The sequence below is a fragment of the Vibrio sp. 2CM40D genome (assembly GCF_023161825.1).
Taxonomy (GTDB): domain Bacteria; phylum Pseudomonadota; class Gammaproteobacteria; order Enterobacterales; family Vibrionaceae; genus Vibrio; species Vibrio alginolyticus.
Genome location: NZ_JALNTL010000005.1, coordinates 246,319 through 263,779, shown reverse-complemented (window position 1 = coordinate 263,779; position 17,461 = coordinate 246,319). Strand labels below are relative to the sequence as shown.

Annotated in this window: 18 protein-coding genes; 7 read left to right on the top strand and 11 right to left on the bottom strand. The window is 45.3% G+C overall.

The features are described 5' to 3' along the window. Positions 1–3: 3 nt before the first annotated feature. Together MTF70_RS13635 and MTF70_RS13630 are read left to right on the top strand one after the other, a co-directional pair. A complete protein-coding gene (locus MTF70_RS13635) occupies positions 4–498 on the top strand; it encodes a DUF3299 domain-containing protein (protein WP_005379600.1) in 495 nt (164 codons plus the stop codon). A gap of 322 nt (positions 499–820) precedes the next feature. Beyond that, positions 821–1,726 (top strand): TIGR03899 family protein, encoded by a 906-nt coding sequence (locus MTF70_RS13630; RefSeq protein ID WP_248394050.1) that lies wholly within the window; start codon positions 821–823, stop codon positions 1,724–1,726. A gap of 88 nt (positions 1,727–1,814) precedes the next feature. Here MTF70_RS13630 and cysC read toward each other — a convergent pair whose 3' ends face one another. The 5 genes from cysC to cobA all read right to left on the bottom strand — a co-directional run bounded on the left by cysC (position 1,815) and on the right by cobA (position 7,725). Continuing rightward, positions 1,815–2,432, bottom strand: a complete 618-nt coding sequence (gene cysC, locus MTF70_RS13625; RefSeq protein ID WP_005379598.1) for an adenylyl-sulfate kinase — start codon at positions 2,430–2,432, stop codon at positions 1,815–1,817. A gap of 24 nt (positions 2,433–2,456) precedes the next feature. After that, positions 2,457–4,181, bottom strand: coding sequence for an SLC13 family permease (locus MTF70_RS13620; protein ID WP_005379596.1), 1,725 nt, complete (start codon positions 4,179–4,181; stop codon positions 2,457–2,459). A gap of 251 nt (positions 4,182–4,432) precedes the next feature. Continuing rightward, positions 4,433–5,863 carry a sulfate adenylyltransferase subunit CysN gene (gene cysN / locus MTF70_RS13615; protein ID WP_017633444.1) on the bottom strand — a complete coding sequence of 477 codons (1,431 nt, stop codon included), beginning with the start codon at positions 5,861–5,863 and terminating at the stop codon, positions 4,433–4,435. 18 nt (positions 5,864–5,881) lie between these two features. After that, complete coding sequence (cysD, locus tag MTF70_RS13610) at positions 5,882–6,790, bottom strand: sulfate adenylyltransferase subunit CysD (protein ID WP_005379592.1); 909 nt, start codon at positions 6,788–6,790, stop codon at positions 5,882–5,884. Positions 6,791–6,849: 59 nt separating this feature from the next. Beyond that, positions 6,850–7,725: a uroporphyrinogen-III C-methyltransferase gene (cobA, locus tag MTF70_RS13605; protein WP_031780800.1), complete on the bottom strand. Its 876-nt coding sequence runs from the start codon at positions 7,723–7,725 to the stop codon at positions 6,850–6,852. A gap of 275 nt (positions 7,726–8,000) precedes the next feature. Here cobA and cpdB point away from each other — a divergent pair, with 275 nt between their 5' ends. Together cpdB and MTF70_RS13595 are read left to right on the top strand one after the other, a co-directional pair. Next, on the top strand, positions 8,001–9,962 hold the full coding sequence (gene cpdB, locus MTF70_RS13600; protein WP_193837531.1) for a 2',3'-cyclic-nucleotide 2'-phosphodiesterase: 1,962 nt from the start codon (positions 8,001–8,003) through the stop codon (positions 9,960–9,962). Positions 9,963–10,059: 97 nt separating this feature from the next. Further along, on the top strand, positions 10,060–10,638 hold the full coding sequence (locus tag MTF70_RS13595) for a Crp/Fnr family transcriptional regulator (RefSeq protein ID WP_161441116.1): 579 nt from the start codon (positions 10,060–10,062) through the stop codon (positions 10,636–10,638). Positions 10,639–10,692: 54 nt separating this feature from the next. On the opposite strand, the gene dbpA is transcribed toward MTF70_RS13595, so the two are convergent. After that, positions 10,693–12,072 carry an ATP-dependent RNA helicase DbpA gene (dbpA, locus tag MTF70_RS13590; RefSeq protein WP_005379583.1) on the bottom strand — a complete coding sequence of 460 codons (1,380 nt, stop codon included), beginning with the start codon at positions 12,070–12,072 and terminating at the stop codon, positions 10,693–10,695. Between the two features lie 142 nt (positions 12,073–12,214). Between dbpA and MTF70_RS13585 the strand changes: the two genes are divergently transcribed. Further along, on the top strand, positions 12,215–12,676 hold the full coding sequence (locus tag MTF70_RS13585; protein ID WP_025768352.1) for a GNAT family N-acetyltransferase: 462 nt from the start codon (positions 12,215–12,217) through the stop codon (positions 12,674–12,676). 91 nt (positions 12,677–12,767) lie between these two features. Here the strand turns inward: MTF70_RS13585 and MTF70_RS13580 are convergent, their stop codons facing one another. Then, positions 12,768–13,364: a LysM-like peptidoglycan-binding domain-containing protein gene (locus tag MTF70_RS13580; protein ID WP_017820296.1), complete on the bottom strand. Its 597-nt coding sequence runs from the start codon at positions 13,362–13,364 to the stop codon at positions 12,768–12,770. A 232-nt stretch (positions 13,365–13,596) separates the two neighbouring features. On the opposite strand from MTF70_RS13580, the gene MTF70_RS13575 reads away from it, so the two are divergent. Together MTF70_RS13575 and MTF70_RS13570 are read left to right on the top strand one after the other, a co-directional pair. Next, on the top strand, positions 13,597–14,217 hold the full coding sequence (locus MTF70_RS13575) for an FKBP-type peptidyl-prolyl cis-trans isomerase (protein WP_005383137.1): 621 nt from the start codon (positions 13,597–13,599) through the stop codon (positions 14,215–14,217). 153 nt (positions 14,218–14,370) lie between these two features. Next, positions 14,371–14,850: a DUF2780 domain-containing protein gene (locus tag MTF70_RS13570; protein ID WP_017820297.1), complete on the top strand. Its 480-nt coding sequence runs from the start codon at positions 14,371–14,373 to the stop codon at positions 14,848–14,850. Positions 14,851–14,985: 135 nt separating this feature from the next. Here the strand turns inward: MTF70_RS13570 and rplQ are convergent, their stop codons facing one another. The 4 genes from rplQ to rpsK are packed head-to-tail and all read right to left on the bottom strand — an operon-like array spanning position 14,986 to position 17,447. Beyond that, positions 14,986–15,366, bottom strand: coding sequence for a 50S ribosomal protein L17 (gene rplQ, locus MTF70_RS13565; protein ID WP_005383141.1), 381 nt, complete (start codon positions 15,364–15,366; stop codon positions 14,986–14,988). A 26-nt stretch (positions 15,367–15,392) separates the two neighbouring features. Further along, positions 15,393–16,385: a DNA-directed RNA polymerase subunit alpha gene (rpoA, locus tag MTF70_RS13560; protein WP_005383143.1), complete on the bottom strand. Its 993-nt coding sequence runs from the start codon at positions 16,383–16,385 to the stop codon at positions 15,393–15,395. 24 nt (positions 16,386–16,409) lie between these two features. Continuing rightward, positions 16,410–17,030 (bottom strand): 30S ribosomal protein S4, encoded by a 621-nt coding sequence (rpsD, locus tag MTF70_RS13555; RefSeq protein ID WP_005383146.1) that lies wholly within the window; start codon positions 17,028–17,030, stop codon positions 16,410–16,412. Between the two features lie 27 nt (positions 17,031–17,057). Further along, positions 17,058–17,447, bottom strand: a complete 390-nt coding sequence (gene rpsK, locus MTF70_RS13550) for a 30S ribosomal protein S11 (protein WP_001118870.1) — start codon at positions 17,445–17,447, stop codon at positions 17,058–17,060. Positions 17,448–17,461: the final 14 nt, after the last annotated feature.

Genomic DNA, 17,461 nt, shown 5'->3' with positions numbered 1-17,461 from the left:
AAAATGTGGAAAAAAATACTCGCAAGTTGCTTGCTGGTCGTCGCATTCACAGCGCCTGTTATGGCCAGCGAAGAACCATTGAAGCTTGACTGGATTGACCTTGTTCCAGAAAAAGAGCGTAAATTGTTCGACAGTATAGGCATGCCTGCATCTGATCACAGTGGTGGCGCAGCGCAGCAGTCCAAGATTGGTAATGTTCGACCAGAACTGAACGGAAGCCAAGTTAAAATTCCGGGGTTTGTTATCCCACTTGAAGGTGATGCCGATACCGTCACCGAATTTTTATTGGTGCCATATTTTGGAGCTTGTATTCACGTGCCACCACCGCCTCCAAACCAGATCATTTACGTGAAGTTTCCGAAAGGCGCGCCTGTTCAAGAGTTGTGGGATGTCATATATGTGGTTGGAACGTTGAAAACCGAGACGATAAACCACGAACTGGCAGAAACGGCTTACGTTATTGAGGGATCAGAAATAGAAGCCTACGACGATATGTAATTTAAGTCGTCGATAAGCCTCGCTACACCTAAGGCGTCACACTGGCGCCTTTTTTAGCTTTGTGCTACACGATATAACGAGATAAATACGCTAATACGCCCACATAAATAACCAAAAGAAACGCTATCGACAGGTGCTTTTTGAGTTTACCTGCTTCTGAGAACTTCATAGCCCCTCCAAAATAACGATAACAATTTTAACAACTCATTATCATTTTGAATAGCCCTATTCGTTCAAAAACTGAGAACTCCTGTCTGGTCGCTTGGTCAGATAAGGTGTAAATTTAAACGTGCGAACCGCGCAGTTCTTGGTAGGAAAACGAATGGCAGACCCGACAAAGCAACCTGTTGTCATCGAACATCAGTCAGACAAAAAAAAAAATACGCAACAAGAAAAGAAACAAGGCTACATAAAAGACAGTGCTAGTAAGGTAAAAACCATAGCCCAAATACACGGTCTTGACGCCTTACTGCAAACCGAACCGCCAGCCAAATCTGCGTTTGAAAGAGCCCAATTGCGAGAGCAAAGACGCCAAGAACAGCGACAAAAAAACTTAGAACAGATTTTAAAATTAGCGCACAGTTCATGCCGAGATGAGACAGCGGGAGAGCCAGACCAAGATTGGTTGCATCGATTTTTTGAGATGGCTCAAGACATCCATAACAGCGCGATGCAAAAGCTATGGGCTCAAGTGATGAAGCGTGAAGTGACAAATCCGGGCTCAACGTCCATGAAAGCGTTGAAAACCCTCAAAGATATGTCACCAAAGGAAGCACAAACTCTGCAAAGAGCCGCCTCTTTAGCGTGCAGTTTTGGAGGGGATCACAGCAGAAAACTGCTGATTGGTTACAAAGCGCAAGGAGGCATATTTAGCTTCGGCAAGCGAGACGTCGCCAACAGCCTAAATATGGGAAGTTTTCAACTGCCGTATTCAAGCTTGTTGCTCTTAATTGAATTAGGGCTGCTGCACAGTGCCGAACTTGAATCTGGCGAAATTAGTATCGAGACACCGTTGGTCCTCACCTACCAAGGTAAAAACTTGTCGCTGCACGTAAACAGTAAAGGTGTCCGCCTTTTATATTACCGCTTCACACCCACAGGCAATGAGCTCTGCACCTTGCTCGGAAACAAACCACATGCCGAATACTACGAGCAAATGCTTGCACTGTTAAATCATAGATTTAGTGTCCATAGTGAAGCTAAAAGTACGGTTCATCATACTGTCTAGCCAGTTGGAGAAGCATTTGACCACCTATGATCCAAATACTTCTCCAGCCGCTCAAAGAGCTTTAGGTCACCTATGATCTAAATGATTTTTATCGGATCACACCGCGTTGTTTAAGATCGATTAAGCACAAATCCACCAGCTCATCGACACTCTTTTCTCCCGCGGGCAAATCGATTTCAGGGTTCTCTGGCGCTTGATATTCCGAATCAATACCAGTGAAATTAGGAATCTCTCCCGCACGGGCTTTACGGTATAAACCCTTAGGATCTCGACCTTCGCAAACCTCTAGAGATGCATTGACATACACTTCGATAAACTCGCCTTCTGGCAATAAATCGCGCACTAACTTCCGCTCTGCACGATGCGGTGAAATAAACGCCGACAGAACAATTAAACCCGCATCTGCCATCAACTTCGCCAGTTCACCAATGCGACGAATGTTCTCGCGACGGTCCTGTTCAGAAAAACCTAAATCGCTACACAAACCATGTCGTACATTGTCACCATCCAATAAATAGGTGTGGTAACCCAATGCTGCAAGGCGATTTTCCAACGCCCCAGCTACGGTTGATTTACCCGCTCCAGATAAACCAGTGAACCACAATACGGCAGGTTTTTGCTTCTTTAATTCAGCACGAAACTGTTTATCAACCGAATGCTGGTGCCAAACAATGTTTTCATCTTTTACCGTCGTTTCGGCAGTCATAACGTATCCTTGTAAATATCGGAATTAAAACGGGAAAAAGACCGGGATCAAAGTAAGTACTAATACAGAGTACACAATCGAAATTGGCACTCCAATTCTCACGTAGTCGGTCAATTTGTAATTTCCTACGCTGTACACCAGCAGGTTAGTTTGGTAACCATAGGGAGAGATAAAGCTCGCACTCGCGCCGAACAAAACCGCCATGATGAATGGCATCGGATCCACGCCATAACCCACCGCCATGCTATAGCCGATAGGAAAAGAAAGCGCAGCCGCGGCATTGTTTGTCACCAATTCAGTGAGTACCAATGTCATGATATAAGTCGCCACCAAGGCACCAAATACTCCCCAGCCATTAAACGCTTCAATAAACATCACTCCCATTCTTTCTGACAATCCAGAAGAGATCATCAGTTGAGCAATAGACAAAGCGGAACCGACAATCACGACGATATCGATCGGAAAACGGCGGCGCAGTTCTGAAATCTGCACAATACCAAACGCAATAAGCGCGATAAGGTACGCAGCTAGACCTTTAATAATTGGCACTAACTCTAATAGAGCGCATCCAATTACGGCTGCAAAGCCCAGTAATACAATGGAAGACTTATTGGTATCAAGCCGAGCGCTAGAGTCCAAGTCATGCACTAAGACAAACTCTTTACGATGAGCTCGGCGTTCAGACTCAAAACGCTTGCCTGGAACCAGAACTAACGTGTCCCCTGGCGCTAAGGTAATACTACCCAAGCCACCTTCTAGGCGTTCGTGGCCTCGGCGAATCGCCACAACAACGGCATCGAATCGGTCGCGGAATCGGCTCTCTTTGAGGGTTTTGTAGCAAAATGTCGCCGACGAGCTCACCACAACTTCGATAAAGTTTTGCCCATTTAAGTGCTGCTGACCAAACAACTTGAGGCCCGGAATTTCTTGCAGGGTCGCGACGCTCTCAACATCGCCACAAAATAACAGGCGGTCTTTTGCATTGAGCACAAAATCCGGTCCCACAGAAGAAACAGTAACACCATCGCGCACCACTTCTGCAAGAAACAGTTTGCGCAGAGCACGTAAATTATTCTCGCTGATCGTACGCCCAACTAGCGGTGAGCCTGGCTCAACGCGAGACTCAAGAAAGTAAGGTAAATCTTCTTGGTTTTGATCATCATAATTCGGTAGCAAGTAGCTGAGCGGGATAAGAATCAGCATCCCTCCCACCAGCACAGCCAAACCTATCATCGTAGGTGTAAAAAAGCTCAGGCTCGGTAAGCCTGCGTCTTCGACAAAGCTGTTGATGATTAAGTTAGTCGACGTACCAATCAAAGTTAACGTGCCACCAAAAATGGCGGCGTAAGACAAGGGAATAAGTAATTTCGAAGGTGCATGCTGCTGATTACGCTTAATCGCCCCAATCAATGAGACAACCACAGCGGTATTATTCGTAAATGAAGAAAGCAAGGCGGTCGACACACCGAGCTTAGCAATCACGCTGCCTAACTGACCCTCAGAGATACTTCGGCTCACCCAACTGATCAGCAGTGTTTTTTCTAGAGCACAGGATGCAAGAATCAATAGAACCAGGGTTAACAATGAAGAGTTGGTAAAATTGGATGCGATAGTGGCTGAATCCATCATCCCAGCCATGAATGCAATAAAAGCGGCACCCGCAAAGACGTAACTAGGCTTAATTTTCGTGACAAGCAAGCAAGTGATAATGCCAAGCAAAATCGCTAACACAAACCCTTGTTCCCACATAGCCTTTCCTTACCAAATAGCCCCAAAGGGCACAACAACGACTCATTTATCCATGAAACACCGACAAACGAGTAAACAGACAAAAATCAGCGCAAGCGAAAAGAACATCAGAATGCTCGGTTTTCTTGGGCTCCACCGAAGCATTCTGGTATTAGGAGAATACCTAACGACATTTCGCAATTCAGTTAGGTAGCGACGCCCCAAGTACAACAGCAGACAGAGCCTGAAATTATCGTACTTGGGTAAGCCAGTTACTTTTTCAGAAACTGGCTGACGTCTTTTGCTTCCCAGTGTGGGAAGTGTTTACGGACAAGCGCATTAAGCTCAACTTCAAACGCAGAGATGTCCGTCAAATCGCGCTCAACCACGGCGAGGCTCTCTTTAACCATGCCAGCACCAACCGTCACGTTTGTCAGACGATCGATAATGATAAAGCCACCGGTATCTGCACAGTCTTGATAATTGTCCAGCGCGACTGACTCATTAAGAGACCATTCACACAAACCAATACCATTCAATGGCAGCTCTGCCGAGCTATGAGTCGAGAGATTATTAATGTCATATTGATGACGAATCGCTTCAACATGACCTACGGTTTTCTTACCTGCGATTTTGATGTCATAGTCACGACCCGGTTGCAGGGGTTGCTCTGTCATCCACACCACATCGGCAAGCAAATGGTTTGTGGTTTCCACTTGAGCATTATCTAGAACAATTAAGTCGCCACGGCTAATATCGATCTCATCGCTTAGCGTCAGAGTGACAGCTAATCCGGCACGAGCTTCTTCGATATCACCATCAAAGGTCACAATACGAGCCACAGTTGACGTTTTACCCGATGGCAATGCTTTAATGGCATCACCGACTTTGATCGAACCAGAAGAAATGGTCCCCGCAAAACCACGGAAATCGAGGTTAGGACGATTAACGTATTGCACAGGGAAGCGGAATTCACCCGCGCCTTTTTCTTGATCCACATCGACCGTTTCAAGAAGCTCAAGCAATGATGGGCCTTTAAACCAAGTCAGGTTTTGGCCTTTATCCACCACATTGTCCCCTTCAAGCGCTGAGATCGGGATGATTTGAATATCAATATCCCCTGTCAGATTCTCAGAGAACTTCAAATACTCGTCGCGGATCTCTTCAAAGCGCTCTTGGGAGTAATCCACTAAGTCCATCTTGTTGATCGCCACAACAAAGTGCTTCAAACCCAACAGGTTGGAAATGAAAGAGTGACGACGAGTTTGATCGAGAATGCCCTTACGTGCATCAACCAGAATCACAGCTAAGTCACATGTCGATGCACCTGTAGCCATGTTACGTGTGTACTGCTCGTGTCCAGGAGTATCTGCAATGATGAATTTACGTTTCTGCGTCGAGAAATAGCGGTAAGCCACATCAATCGTGATCCCCTGCTCGCGCTCAGCTTGTAAGCCATCGACCAACAACGCAAGGTCAGGCTTTTCACCCGTGGTACCCACACGTTGGCTGTCTGAGTGCACTGCCGCTAGCTGATCTTCATAAATTTGTTTTGAGTCATGGAGTAAGCGACCGATTAATGTACTTTTACCGTCATCCACCGAGCCACAAGTCAAGAATCTAAGTAACGACTTGTACTGGTGTTGTGTTAAATAGCCTTCGATACCAAGCTCGGCTAATTGAGCTTCAACTGCACTGTTCATTATCTTTCCTTAGATCCTTTAGAAGTAACCTTGACGTTTCTTAAGCTCCATCGATCCTGACTGATCGTGGTCGATCGCTCGGCCTTGGCGCTCACTCGACGTTGCCACCAGCATCTCTTCAATAATGCCAGTTAAAGTGTTTGCTTCAGACTCGATGGCCCCGGTCAATGGATAACAACCAAGGGTACGGAAGCGCACACTCTTCTCTTCAATCACTTCACCCGGTTGAAGCTCCATACGATCATCATCAACCATGATCAGCATGCCATCGCGTTCAACAACTGGGCGTTTGTCCGCGAGGTAAAGCGGCACGATCTCGATGTTTTCTAAATAGATGTATTGCCAGATATCAAGCTCAGTCCAGTTAGACAGCGGGAATACACGAATGCTCTCACCCTTATTGACCTGGCCGTTGTACGTCTTCCATAGCTCAGGACGTTGGTTTTTAGGATCCCATGTATGGTTCTTATCGCGGAATGAATACACGCGCTCTTTCGCCCGTGATTTCTCTTCGTCGCGGCGCGCACCACCAAAGGCCGCATCAAAACCGTACTTGTTCAGCGCTTGTTTTAAGCCTTGAGTCTTCATGATGTCAGTGTGCTTAGAAGAACCATGAACAAACGGACTACAGCCCATGGCTAGACCTTCTGGATTCTTATGTACCAAAAGCTCAAAACCGTATTTGGCCGCGGTGCGATCACGAAATTCAATCATCTCGCGGAACTTCCAATCGGTGTCGACATGCAGCAATGGAAATGGAATCTTACCTGGGTAAAAAGCTTTACGCGCTAGGTGCAGCATCACTGATGAGTCTTTACCAATCGAATACATCATGACTGGGTTATCAAACTCAGCCGCAACTTCGCGGATAATATGGATACTCTCCGCTTCGAGTTGTTTAAGGTGAGTTAAACGTTGTTGGTCCATGTTTTGTATTTCCTTTTTAAGCTTGAAGGCGCATTACGTCTCTAATCTTTGGTCTGAAATTATATGGAGTTGGCAATAGCACTTTTGTTGAATTCAGTACTAGACAAAAACCAGTCTAACTTTTGAGACAGTCGCACTACCTCTCCGACAACAATCAAAGATGGCGACTGTGCTTCCTTCGATAAATCAGAGAGTTGGGAGAGTTCTCCCGTAAATACTTTTTGTTGAATCTGCGTGCCACGCTCAATAATGGCAATCGGAGTCGACGCTGAACGACCATGCTTAATGAGTTGATTCTGAATATAGTGTGATTTCATCAGCCCCATGTAGATCACTAAAGTCTGATTCCCACGCGCCAACGTGGACCAATCCATCTCATCACTTTCTTCTTTCAAGTGGCCAGTCACAAAGATGGCCGATTGCGCATAATCACGATGAGTCAGTGGAATACCAGCATAAGCGGTTGCGCCAGCTGCTGCGGTAATGCCAGGGACAACTTGAAAACGAACGCCGGCATCAGCAAGCACTTCTAACTCTTCACCACCACGACCGAATACAAACGGATCCCCACCTTTAATGCGCACTACTTTGTAGCCCTGCTTGGCAAAATCCACCAAAAGCTGATTCGTCTTCTCCTGCGGCACACTGTGATGCCCAGCTCGCTTCCCAACGCACACCAAAATCGTATCGCTTGGAATCAATGCCATGATTTCTTCAGACACCAAGTAGTCGTACAAAACCACATCAGCTTGCTGCAAGCAGTTCAGTGCTTTCACCGTCAGAAGTTCAGGATCGCCTGGTCCTGCACCTACTAAGGCGACTTCACCAGGCTGTAGCGATTGCTTTGCAAAACGAGTAACACCAGCGACTGGGTTGTCAGAAACTAACCGGGGCTTTGGTTTAGGGAAAGAAGTGACTGAATCGTTCGTTGCCATGTGCTTGCTCATCGTCCATTGATATCGTTATGCAAGCATTATGGCGGGGCGTTTATATTACCTGAAATTCTAAAATTTCATTTTTTATTCAAAAATCTGCTAAGAAGTTTTTGTTTGGTCTCATTCAAAAGCGTGAAAAAGTCGGCGGTTAATATGAATAAGGTTCAGTAAACTGATTAATGTTCACAGTTTTCTGTATCTTTATCATCGAGTTGCACCTGTATTTGATACATTACGCAGTACGATTTCCCCTTATCATTGAATTGGAGCACCAAATGAAAGTGGCAGTTCATCCTATTTCCCTCGCAGTTTTAAGTGGCATGCTAACGCTTGCTGGCCCAGCAATGGCCGATACCATCAAGCTTCGTATTATCGAAACCACCGACATTCACACCAACGTGATGGATTACGATTACTACAAAGACCAACCATCACAGCAAATCGGTTTAAGTCGCGCTGCGACAATAGTGAAACAAGCTAAGTCCGAGGCAGAAAACACGGTACTAGTAGATAACGGTGATTTAATTCAGGGCAGCCCAATGGGCGATTACATGGCAGCAAAGGGGATTAATCCCGGCGACGTGCACCCAGTCTACAAAGCGATGAACAAGCTAGACTACGATGTGGGTAATATTGGCAATCATGAGTTCAACTATGGCTTAGATTTCCTACAAACGACGTTGAAGGGGGCAAACTTCCCTTACATCAATGCAAACGTATTTGATAAACAAACCGGTGAGCATTACTTCAAGCCTTACCTCATCAAAACTCACACATTTAAAGACACAGACGGCGAAGCGCATCAAATAAAAGTGGGTTACATCGGCTTTGTACCACCACAAATTATGGTATGGGATAAGAAGAACTTAGAAGGCAAAGTCTTTGCTAAAGACATTAAGGAAACAGCAGAGAAACTGATTCCTCAAATGAAGAAAGAAGGCGCAGACGTGATTGTGGCGATTCCACACTCGGGCATTTCTACTGATCCATACAAACTAGGCGCTGAAAACTCTGTTTACTACCTCACAGAAGTTGAAGGTATTGATGCGATTGCTTTTGGCCACTCTCACGCCGTCTTCCCTGGGAAAGACTTCGCAAACCTACCTGGTGTTGATATAGATAAAGGGACCATCAATGGTGTAACGTCCGTGATGCCGGGCCGCTGGGGAAGTCACGTAGGTGTGATGGATTTGATGCTGAAAGAGAAAGACGGCAGATGGCAAGTCGTCGAAGGCCAAGCAGAAGCACGCCCTATCTTCGATAAAGTAAATAAGAAGTCATTAGCTAAAGCCGATGCAGATATTGTGAAAGCGTTAGAAGAAGATCACAAAGGCACTCGTGAATTTGTAAACCAACCAATCGGCAAAGCAAATGATGTCATGTACAGCTTCTTGGCATTAGTGCAGGACGACCCCACCATTCAAATCGTTAACCTTGCTCAGAAAGACTACGTAGAACGCTTTATTCAAGGCGACCCAGACCTTTCTGACATTCCAGTACTGAGTGCGGCAGCACCATTTAAAGTCGGCGGTCGTAAGAACGATCCGAATAACTTTACAGAAGTAGAATCCGGTCAGCTCACCTTCCGTAATGCGGCCGATCTTTACTTATATCCAAACACCTTGGTTGCGATGAAAGTGAAAGGTAAAGAAGTTCGCGAATGGCTAGAGTGCAGTGCGGGTCAATTCAACCACATCGACATCAACAATCCTAAACCGCAATCTTTGATTGATTGGGATAATTTCCGTACGTACAACTTCGATGTTATTGATGGGGTTAACTACCAAATCGACGTTACCCAACCGCCGAAGTACGATGCGGATTGTAAAGTGATTAATCCAGATTCTCAGCGTATTGTGAATCTGACGTTCAATGGTAAGCCTGTCAATCCGAAGCAAGATTTCATCATCGCAACCAATAACTACCGTGCTTATAGCAATACTTTCCCTGGTACAGGCCCAGATTTCATTGCGTTTGACGCACCAGATGAAAACCGCTCTGTCGTCGCCACTTATATTTCTCGCGTGAGTGAAGAAAAAGGAGAAGTGACACCAAGCGCTGACAACAACTGGTCTTTCGCACCGATTAAGTCCGATAACAAGCTAGATATTCGTTTCGAAACCTCCCCTAGCGATAAAGCGGCGCAGTTCATCAAAGAGAAAGGACAATACCCAATGAAACGCGTGTCAACAGACGACATTGGTTTCGCAATTTATCAAATCGATCTGAATAAATAAGGTTGATTTGACAGCAACACTAAGCGGCTCTCATGAGCCGCTTTTTTGTTATCAATAAAACCCGTTAAAATAAAGAAAACCGTTTCTGAGTTATCACATGCACAGCGATCTTTTTTCAGACTTAGTCAAACATGGCTTTTTAGAGACAGAAGCAAACCAACTTATTGAAAATGGTGAGTTGCTCGAACTGCCTACACGCCACATTCTTGATCACCAAGGGGAGTTTAGCTCACACCTTTACTTCATCATTGAGGGGTTATGCCACGCAAGCTATCTTACTGAGCACGGCAAAGAATTCAGTAAAGAATTTTATTGGGAGAAGGACTGGGTTATCGGGTTTGAGAGCATAATAAAGGACCAACCTTCGCCTTACTTATTGGAAACGCTGAGCGCTTGTCAGCTATTTTGCTTGCCAATTGAAACGTTGCATCACTGGCGAGCAGAAAAGCACGCCATTTACTTAAAGCTACTCGAAAACCAACTGGTTAATAAAGAGAACAAAGAACGCTTTATGTTGCTCTACTCTCCAGAAGAACGATATCAATTATTTTGCGCTCATTACCCAGATTTAAAGCAACGTATTACCGATAGTCAAATTGCGGCCTACCTCGGCATTACGCCAATCAGTTTGAGCCGAATCAAAGCGCGCTTAACCAAAGATCACACTCTCAAATAAACTCAAAAAAGAAAAAAGCTCTTCAAACGAAGAGCTTTTTCTCTGCTATTTGAGCTATTTAAGAATTCGCGCCCGGAATTGGCGCCCTTTCATCTTGCCGTTACTAATGGTCTGTAGAGCCTTTTTAGCCACAGACTTTTCGACGGCAACATAAGCGCGTACAGGGAACAGGTGAATCTTTCCGACTTGAGAGCCTGGAATACCATTTTTTCCTGTCAAACAACCTAAAATATCACCCGGTCGTACTTTCTGTTTCTTACCGCCATCAATGTTAATCGTCACCATCTTCGCTTGGTATGGCTGCTGATTTGATTTGGCAGGCAATGTTGCTGGTACCACGTCCATCTCTAGGTATTCTTCAATACGAGCTACACGTAAACCGTCTTTCTCACCAAAAAAGCTGAACGCTAAACCTTTACTACCCGCACGACCTGTACGACCAATACGGTGCACATGAACCTCAGGATCGCGCGATAGCTCAAAGTTAAAGACAGCATCAAGATTATCAACGTCCAAACCACGCGCCGCAACGTCTGTTGCAACAAGGATAGACACACTCTTGTTAGCAAACTGCACCAATGCTTGGTCGCGTTCACGCTGCTCTAAGTCCCCATGGATATCGATAACGCTGAATCCTTTGTGATGCAACTCATCTGCGACACTTTGAACTTCTTTTTTGGTATTACAAAAAACCACCGCGGACTCTGGTTGGTGAGTCAGCAGCAAATTCGCCAATGCTTCATCACGTGCTTCCGAGCCTTCAACTTTATAGAAGTACTGCGCAATGCTTGAGGTATCATGCGTCGATTCCACCTTAATCACTTCCGGTGTCTGCATTATACGCTGCGCAATTTGCTCAATTTTCTCTGGAAAAGTAGCACTGAAAAGTAGAGTTTGGCGCTGCTTTGGCGCTGCATCGATGATTGCATCTAATGCGTCTTGGAAACCCATGTCCAACATGCGATCAGCTTCATCTAGCACCAAGGTATTCAGTTCGCTAAGATCAATTCGGCCTTTTTCAAGGTGATCCAAAATACGACCAGGAGTACCAACTAGGATATGCGCACCATGCTCTAACGAACCAATTTGTGGCCCCATTGGCATCCCACCGCAGAGAGTAAGCACTTTAATATTATGAATGCCGCGACCTAAAGTACGAATTTCCTTCGCTACTTGATCTGCAAGCTCACGTGTTGGACACAATACTAATGACTGGACACGAAAGCGTTTGACGTTGAGGTTCGATAAAACCCCTAAACCAAATGCAGCGGTTTTACCTGAGCCCGTTTTACCCTGCCCGATGACATCACGATGTTTTAGGATTGCAGGCAAGCTCAAAGCTTGAATTGGCGTCATGTGGGTATAGTTCAGGGAATCAAGTGTGGCGAGTAACGCTGGGTTAAGCCCAACTTGATCGAATGTTTGTTTGCTCACGGGGATATCCTCAGGTGAGATGGAAAGAGGGCACATTATCACCAGATTTGGTGGGAAAACCAGTGCTAATTAACCTTTGTTAATGAGTATGAGCTCAAAACAAAGTAAAGTCAGTCACTCTATTCTCATTACGGATAACAACATGCTCACTTGGATTACTTTGCCCTTTGCTCAGCTAACAACCACGCAGCTGTATGAAATGATGAAATTGCGTGTGGATGTATTCGTTGTTGAACAAACCTGCCCTTACCCTGAACTTGATGGTAAGGACACGCTGGAAGGCATTTATCATCTAATAGGCTATCACGGTGATGAACTGGTTGCTTGCGCAAGATTACTGCCCGCAGGCACTACGTATGACAATGTGAGTATTGGTCGAGTGGTGACAAAGCAGACCGCGCGAGGCGGTGGCTTAGGTCATAAGTTATTGGACAAGGCCTTGGCACAATGCGAAACATTATGGCCAGGACAGACAATAGATATAGGTGCTCAAGAACACCTCATCCAGTTTTATGCTAGTCATGGATTCAAGGTTATCTCAGAGTGCTATCTTGAAGATGGTATCCCTCATGTGGATATGCGGAAAGAATCCGTAGCGCTATAAGCTTCAACTCGATTGGTTACTATGAAAACTAATCGCTATGAAAAACTGACTAAAAAGACGCGATATCTTCGCGTCTTTTCATTTGAAGCGTTTACTTGTTACGTCCAAAGGTCCCATCCGATAAACGGAAAAACATAACGGACCGCCCGCTTTTTTCCAGCTGTAGCATATCTAACTCGCCTTCGTCACTAAGCTTAAAGCGAATCAATTGTCCCTGCTTTATTTGGCTTAGCGGCTTATCACTGCCTTCTATTTTGACCAGAGCGCTAAGATCCGCCATAGAGAGCTGATTACTTCTGAAAACCTGCGCTAATGTATCACCATTTTTAACCGTGTACTCTTTCCAGTCTTCAGATTTCGGTCCAGAGTTCTGAGAGGTTCGCTGCTGGCTTAAACTCTGCGCGTTCAGCTCAATCGCTACGCGTTGATGATCGACCTCAGTCTGCTCAACTGGCTGGTCTGTTTTATTCGGCAAAGGAATAACAAGGAGTACCAGAATCAATGGAACTAAGACCATCAAAGCACGCTGATGAAATTTAGGCAGGCGCAACCAAAACTGCTTAACAGGCTGTATACGCTCCAACCATTGCTCTTTGTTGAACGGCTGCTTCCAGTCGATAGCAGCGAATTTTTGTTTAACCAACTCGACATAGTCGACTTGCTGCTTTTTCTTTCTGCGACGATTCATTGTAATGAGTCCCTTAATACTTCTACGGCCAGTATAAAAATACCGACGCGGAGAGTATATGTTTTTCACCAAACTAAAATGGAATTGGGATTAAATTAGCAGAAATTTCACTTGGAGTAAGAGATAAGTCACAACCTGGCCGCCTCAATTAAGCATTCAGTCGCAATCATTTAAACCTAAGCTCGAAACTGATATCCTGTTACCTTTATCACTCCTAATAAGAGCGACATTCATGTCTGAAATTAAATTTGAAACTGCAGAACAAAAAGCAAGCTACGGCATTGGTCTGCAAATGGGTCAGCAACTTGCAGGCTCTGGTCTTGAAGGTCTTAGCGTTGATGCTATCGCAGCGGGTATTGCAACAGCACTAACTGGTGACATGCCATCAATCGAAATTGATGAAATCAACAAAGCACTACAAGAACTTCACACTCGTGCAGAAACAGCTCGCCAAGAAGCAGCAAAAATTGCGGCAGCAGAAGGCGAAGCGTTCCTAAAAGACAACGCTCTACGACCTGAAGTTAACGTTCTAGACTCTGGTCTTCAGTACGAAATCATTTCTGAAGGTACTGGTGCAGTTCCTACAGCAGAAAGCTCAGTTCGCGTTCACTACCACGGTGAGCTAACTGACGGTACTGTATTCGATAGCTCTGTATCTCGCGGTCAACCTGCTGAATTCCCTGTTACAGGTGTGATCAAAGGTTGGGTAGAGGCACTACAACTAATGCCTGTTGGCTCTAAGTGGAAGCTATACGTACCACAAGATCTTGCGTACGGTGAGCGTGGCGCTGGTGCGGCTATCCCTCCATTTGCAGCTTTAGTTTTCGAAGTAGAACTATTAGATATTATCTAATTGAAACCATTTTCAATTATGATTAAATAAAACGGCGCACTAGCGCCGTTTTTTTGTCTAAACTGAATAGACTTTCTCACCTCTGAACCTTTCACTCTGATAGCCTTTAAAAATAAAATCACTTTTAAAAAACGCTCAACCTTTGGAGGTACTATGCGTAAAACACTCCTAACTCTAGCACTCCTATCAATCAACATTGGTAGTGCGCACGCATTCTTAGATTCAGTCACTCAAAAAAGTAAAGAAAGTGGTCTGATGGACATGGTCGGCAGCAGCTTGAACACCGAGTCATCTCCATTAACAGACATGCTAACTAGCCAATTACCAGTATCCACTGAGCAAGCAGCCGGAGGCAGTGGTGCGCTACTCGCTTTGGCTCAAAGCCAGCTTTCGCAAGAAAATAGTAGTGAATTACAGTCTTTGATTCCTGGACTTTCAAACTTGCAAGGAGCACAAAGCTTACTAGGAAATATTGAGAATATCAGTGCAGTAAAAAGTGCATTCGATACGTTAGGTTTAGACCCATCTATGATCAGTCAGTTTGCTCCAGTAATCTTGGATTACTTGAACAAGCAAGGCGCTAGCGAAGGGCTTCTAAGTTCGTTGGGCGGGTTGTGGAATACTAGTAAATAAGCGTAAGTGATAATCACTTTTTAAATTGCCAGTCTGCATGGGTTGAAATAAATGCAGGCTGGATATAAAGGTTTACAGAATTACAGATACAAAAAAGCCGAGCTAATGCTCGGCTTTCTCGTTCTTACGAACTGATTACTCAGCAGCTTCTTCAGCAGCTGGGCGATCTACAAGCTCAATGTAAGCCATTGGAGCTTTATCACCAGCACGGAAGCCAGCTTTTAGGATACGAGTGTAACCGCCCTGACGAGCAGCAAAACGTGGACCTAGTTCGTTAAATAGTTTTGCAACTACTTCGTTGTCACGAGTACGTGCAAATGCTAGACGACGGTTAGCAACACTGTCAGTCTTAGCTAGTGTAATCAAAGGCTCAACTACGCGACGTAGCTCTTTTGCTTTTGGCAAAGTAGTCTTGATAACTTCATGACGTACTAGAGAGCTAGCCATGTTGCTGAACATCGCTTTGCGATGTGAGCTGTTGCGGTTGAGTTGACGACCACTCTTACGATGGCGCATGACCTAATCCTTCTAACTAGTATCGATTAATCTTCAGCGATTGATGCAGGTGGCCAGTTTTCTAGGCGCATGCCCAGAGACAGACCACGTGACGCAAGTACGTCTTTAATCTCAGTAAGAGATTTTTTACCAAGGTTAGGCGTTTTAAGTAGCTCAACCTCAGTACGTTGTACTAGATCACCGATGTAGTGAATCGCTTCTGCTTTCAGACAGTTAGCAGAGCGAACTGTTAGTTCAAGATCGTCTACAGGACGCAGTAGGATCGGATCGAATTCTGGCTTCTCTTCCTTCTCCTCAGGAACTCGTACATCACGAAGATCTACGAATGCATCCAATTGTTCAGCTAGGATTGTAGCTGCACGACGGATTGCTTCCTCAGGTTCTAGAGTACCGTTTGTTTCCATATCGATAACAAGCTTGTCTAGATCAGTACGCTGTTCTACACGAGCTGCTTCTACAGCGTAGGCAATTTTGTCTACTGGGCTGTAAGTAGCATCTACTAGTAGGCGACCGATAGGACGCTCGTCTTCTTCGTTATGGATACGCGCAGAAGCTGGAACATAACCACGACCACGTTCAACTTTGATACGCATTGCGATCTCAGCGTTGTCATCCGTCAGGTGACAAATTACGTGTTCAGGGTTAGCGATCTCTACATCACCATCATGGGTGATGTCACCTGCAACCACAGGGCCCGAGCCTGATTTGTTCAAAGTAATGAACACTTCATCTTTGCCTTCGGCAACGCGCACAGCCAAACCTTTAAGGTTTAGAAGAATTTCAAGAATATCTTCTTGAACGCCTTCTTTCGTGCTGTACTCATGAAGTACGCCTTCAATTTCTACTTCTGTTACAGCACAACCTGGCATAGAAGATAGAAGGATGCGGCGAAGTGCATTACCCAGAGTATGACCAAAGCCACGCTCTAATGGCTCAAGAGTTACTTTTGCGTGAGTCGAGCTGATTTGTTCGATGTCAACTAGACGTGGCTTAAGAAATTCTGTTACAGAACCCTGCATTGTGTCCTCTCTTTAGTTTAAACCTTACTTAGAGTAAAGCTCGACGATCAATTGTTCGTTGATGTCAGCTGATAGATCAGAACGCTCAGGCATACGCTTGAATGTACCTTCCATCTTGCCACCATCTACTTCAATCCAAGTTGGTTTTTCACGTTGTTCAGCAACTTCTAGAGCTGCTTTGATACGAGCTTGCTGTTTAGCTTTCTCGCGAATAGAAACAACGTCATTAGCCGCTACTTTGAAAGAAGGAACGTTTACAACTTTACCGTTTACTAGGATAGCTTTGTGGCTAACTAGCTGACGTGCTTCTGCGCGAGTTGCGCCAAAGCCCATGCGGTAAACTACGTTATCAAGACGACCTTCAAGAAGCTGAAGTAGGTTTTCACCAGTGTTGCCTTTTAGGCGAGCAGCTTCTTTGTAGTAGTTACGGAATTGTTTTTCTAGAACGCCGTACATACGACGTACTTTTTGCTTCTCACGAAGCTGAACGCCATACTCAGATAGACGACCGCGACGAGCGCCGTGTACACCTGGTGCGTTATCAATTTTACACTTGGTATCGATCGCGCGAACACCAGACTTAAGGAATAAGTCAGTGCCTTCACGACGGCTAAGCTTCAGCTTAGGACCCAAATATCTTGCCATGATTCTTCTCCAATTGTCCTAGAAACGTTATACGCGACGTTTCTTAGGTGGACGACAACCGTTATGAGGGATTGGTGTAGCATCAACGATGTTTGTGATGCGGAAACCAGCGGCGTTTAGTGCACGAACAGTAGATTCGCGACCTGGACCAGGACCCTTAACCATAACTTCCAAGTTCTTTAGGCCGTATTCTTTAGCCATTTCAGCACAACGCTCAGCAGCAACCTGTGCAGCGAACGGAGTAGACTTACGAGAACCACGGAAACCAGAACCACCTGCAGTAGCCCATGCAAGAGCGTTACCTTGACGGTCAGTAATGGTTACGATTGTGTTATTGAAAGAAGCATGGATGTGCGCAACGCCATCTGCAACTTGCTTGCGTACGCGCTTACGAGCGCGAGTTGGTTGTTTAGCCATTGTACTCTACCTTC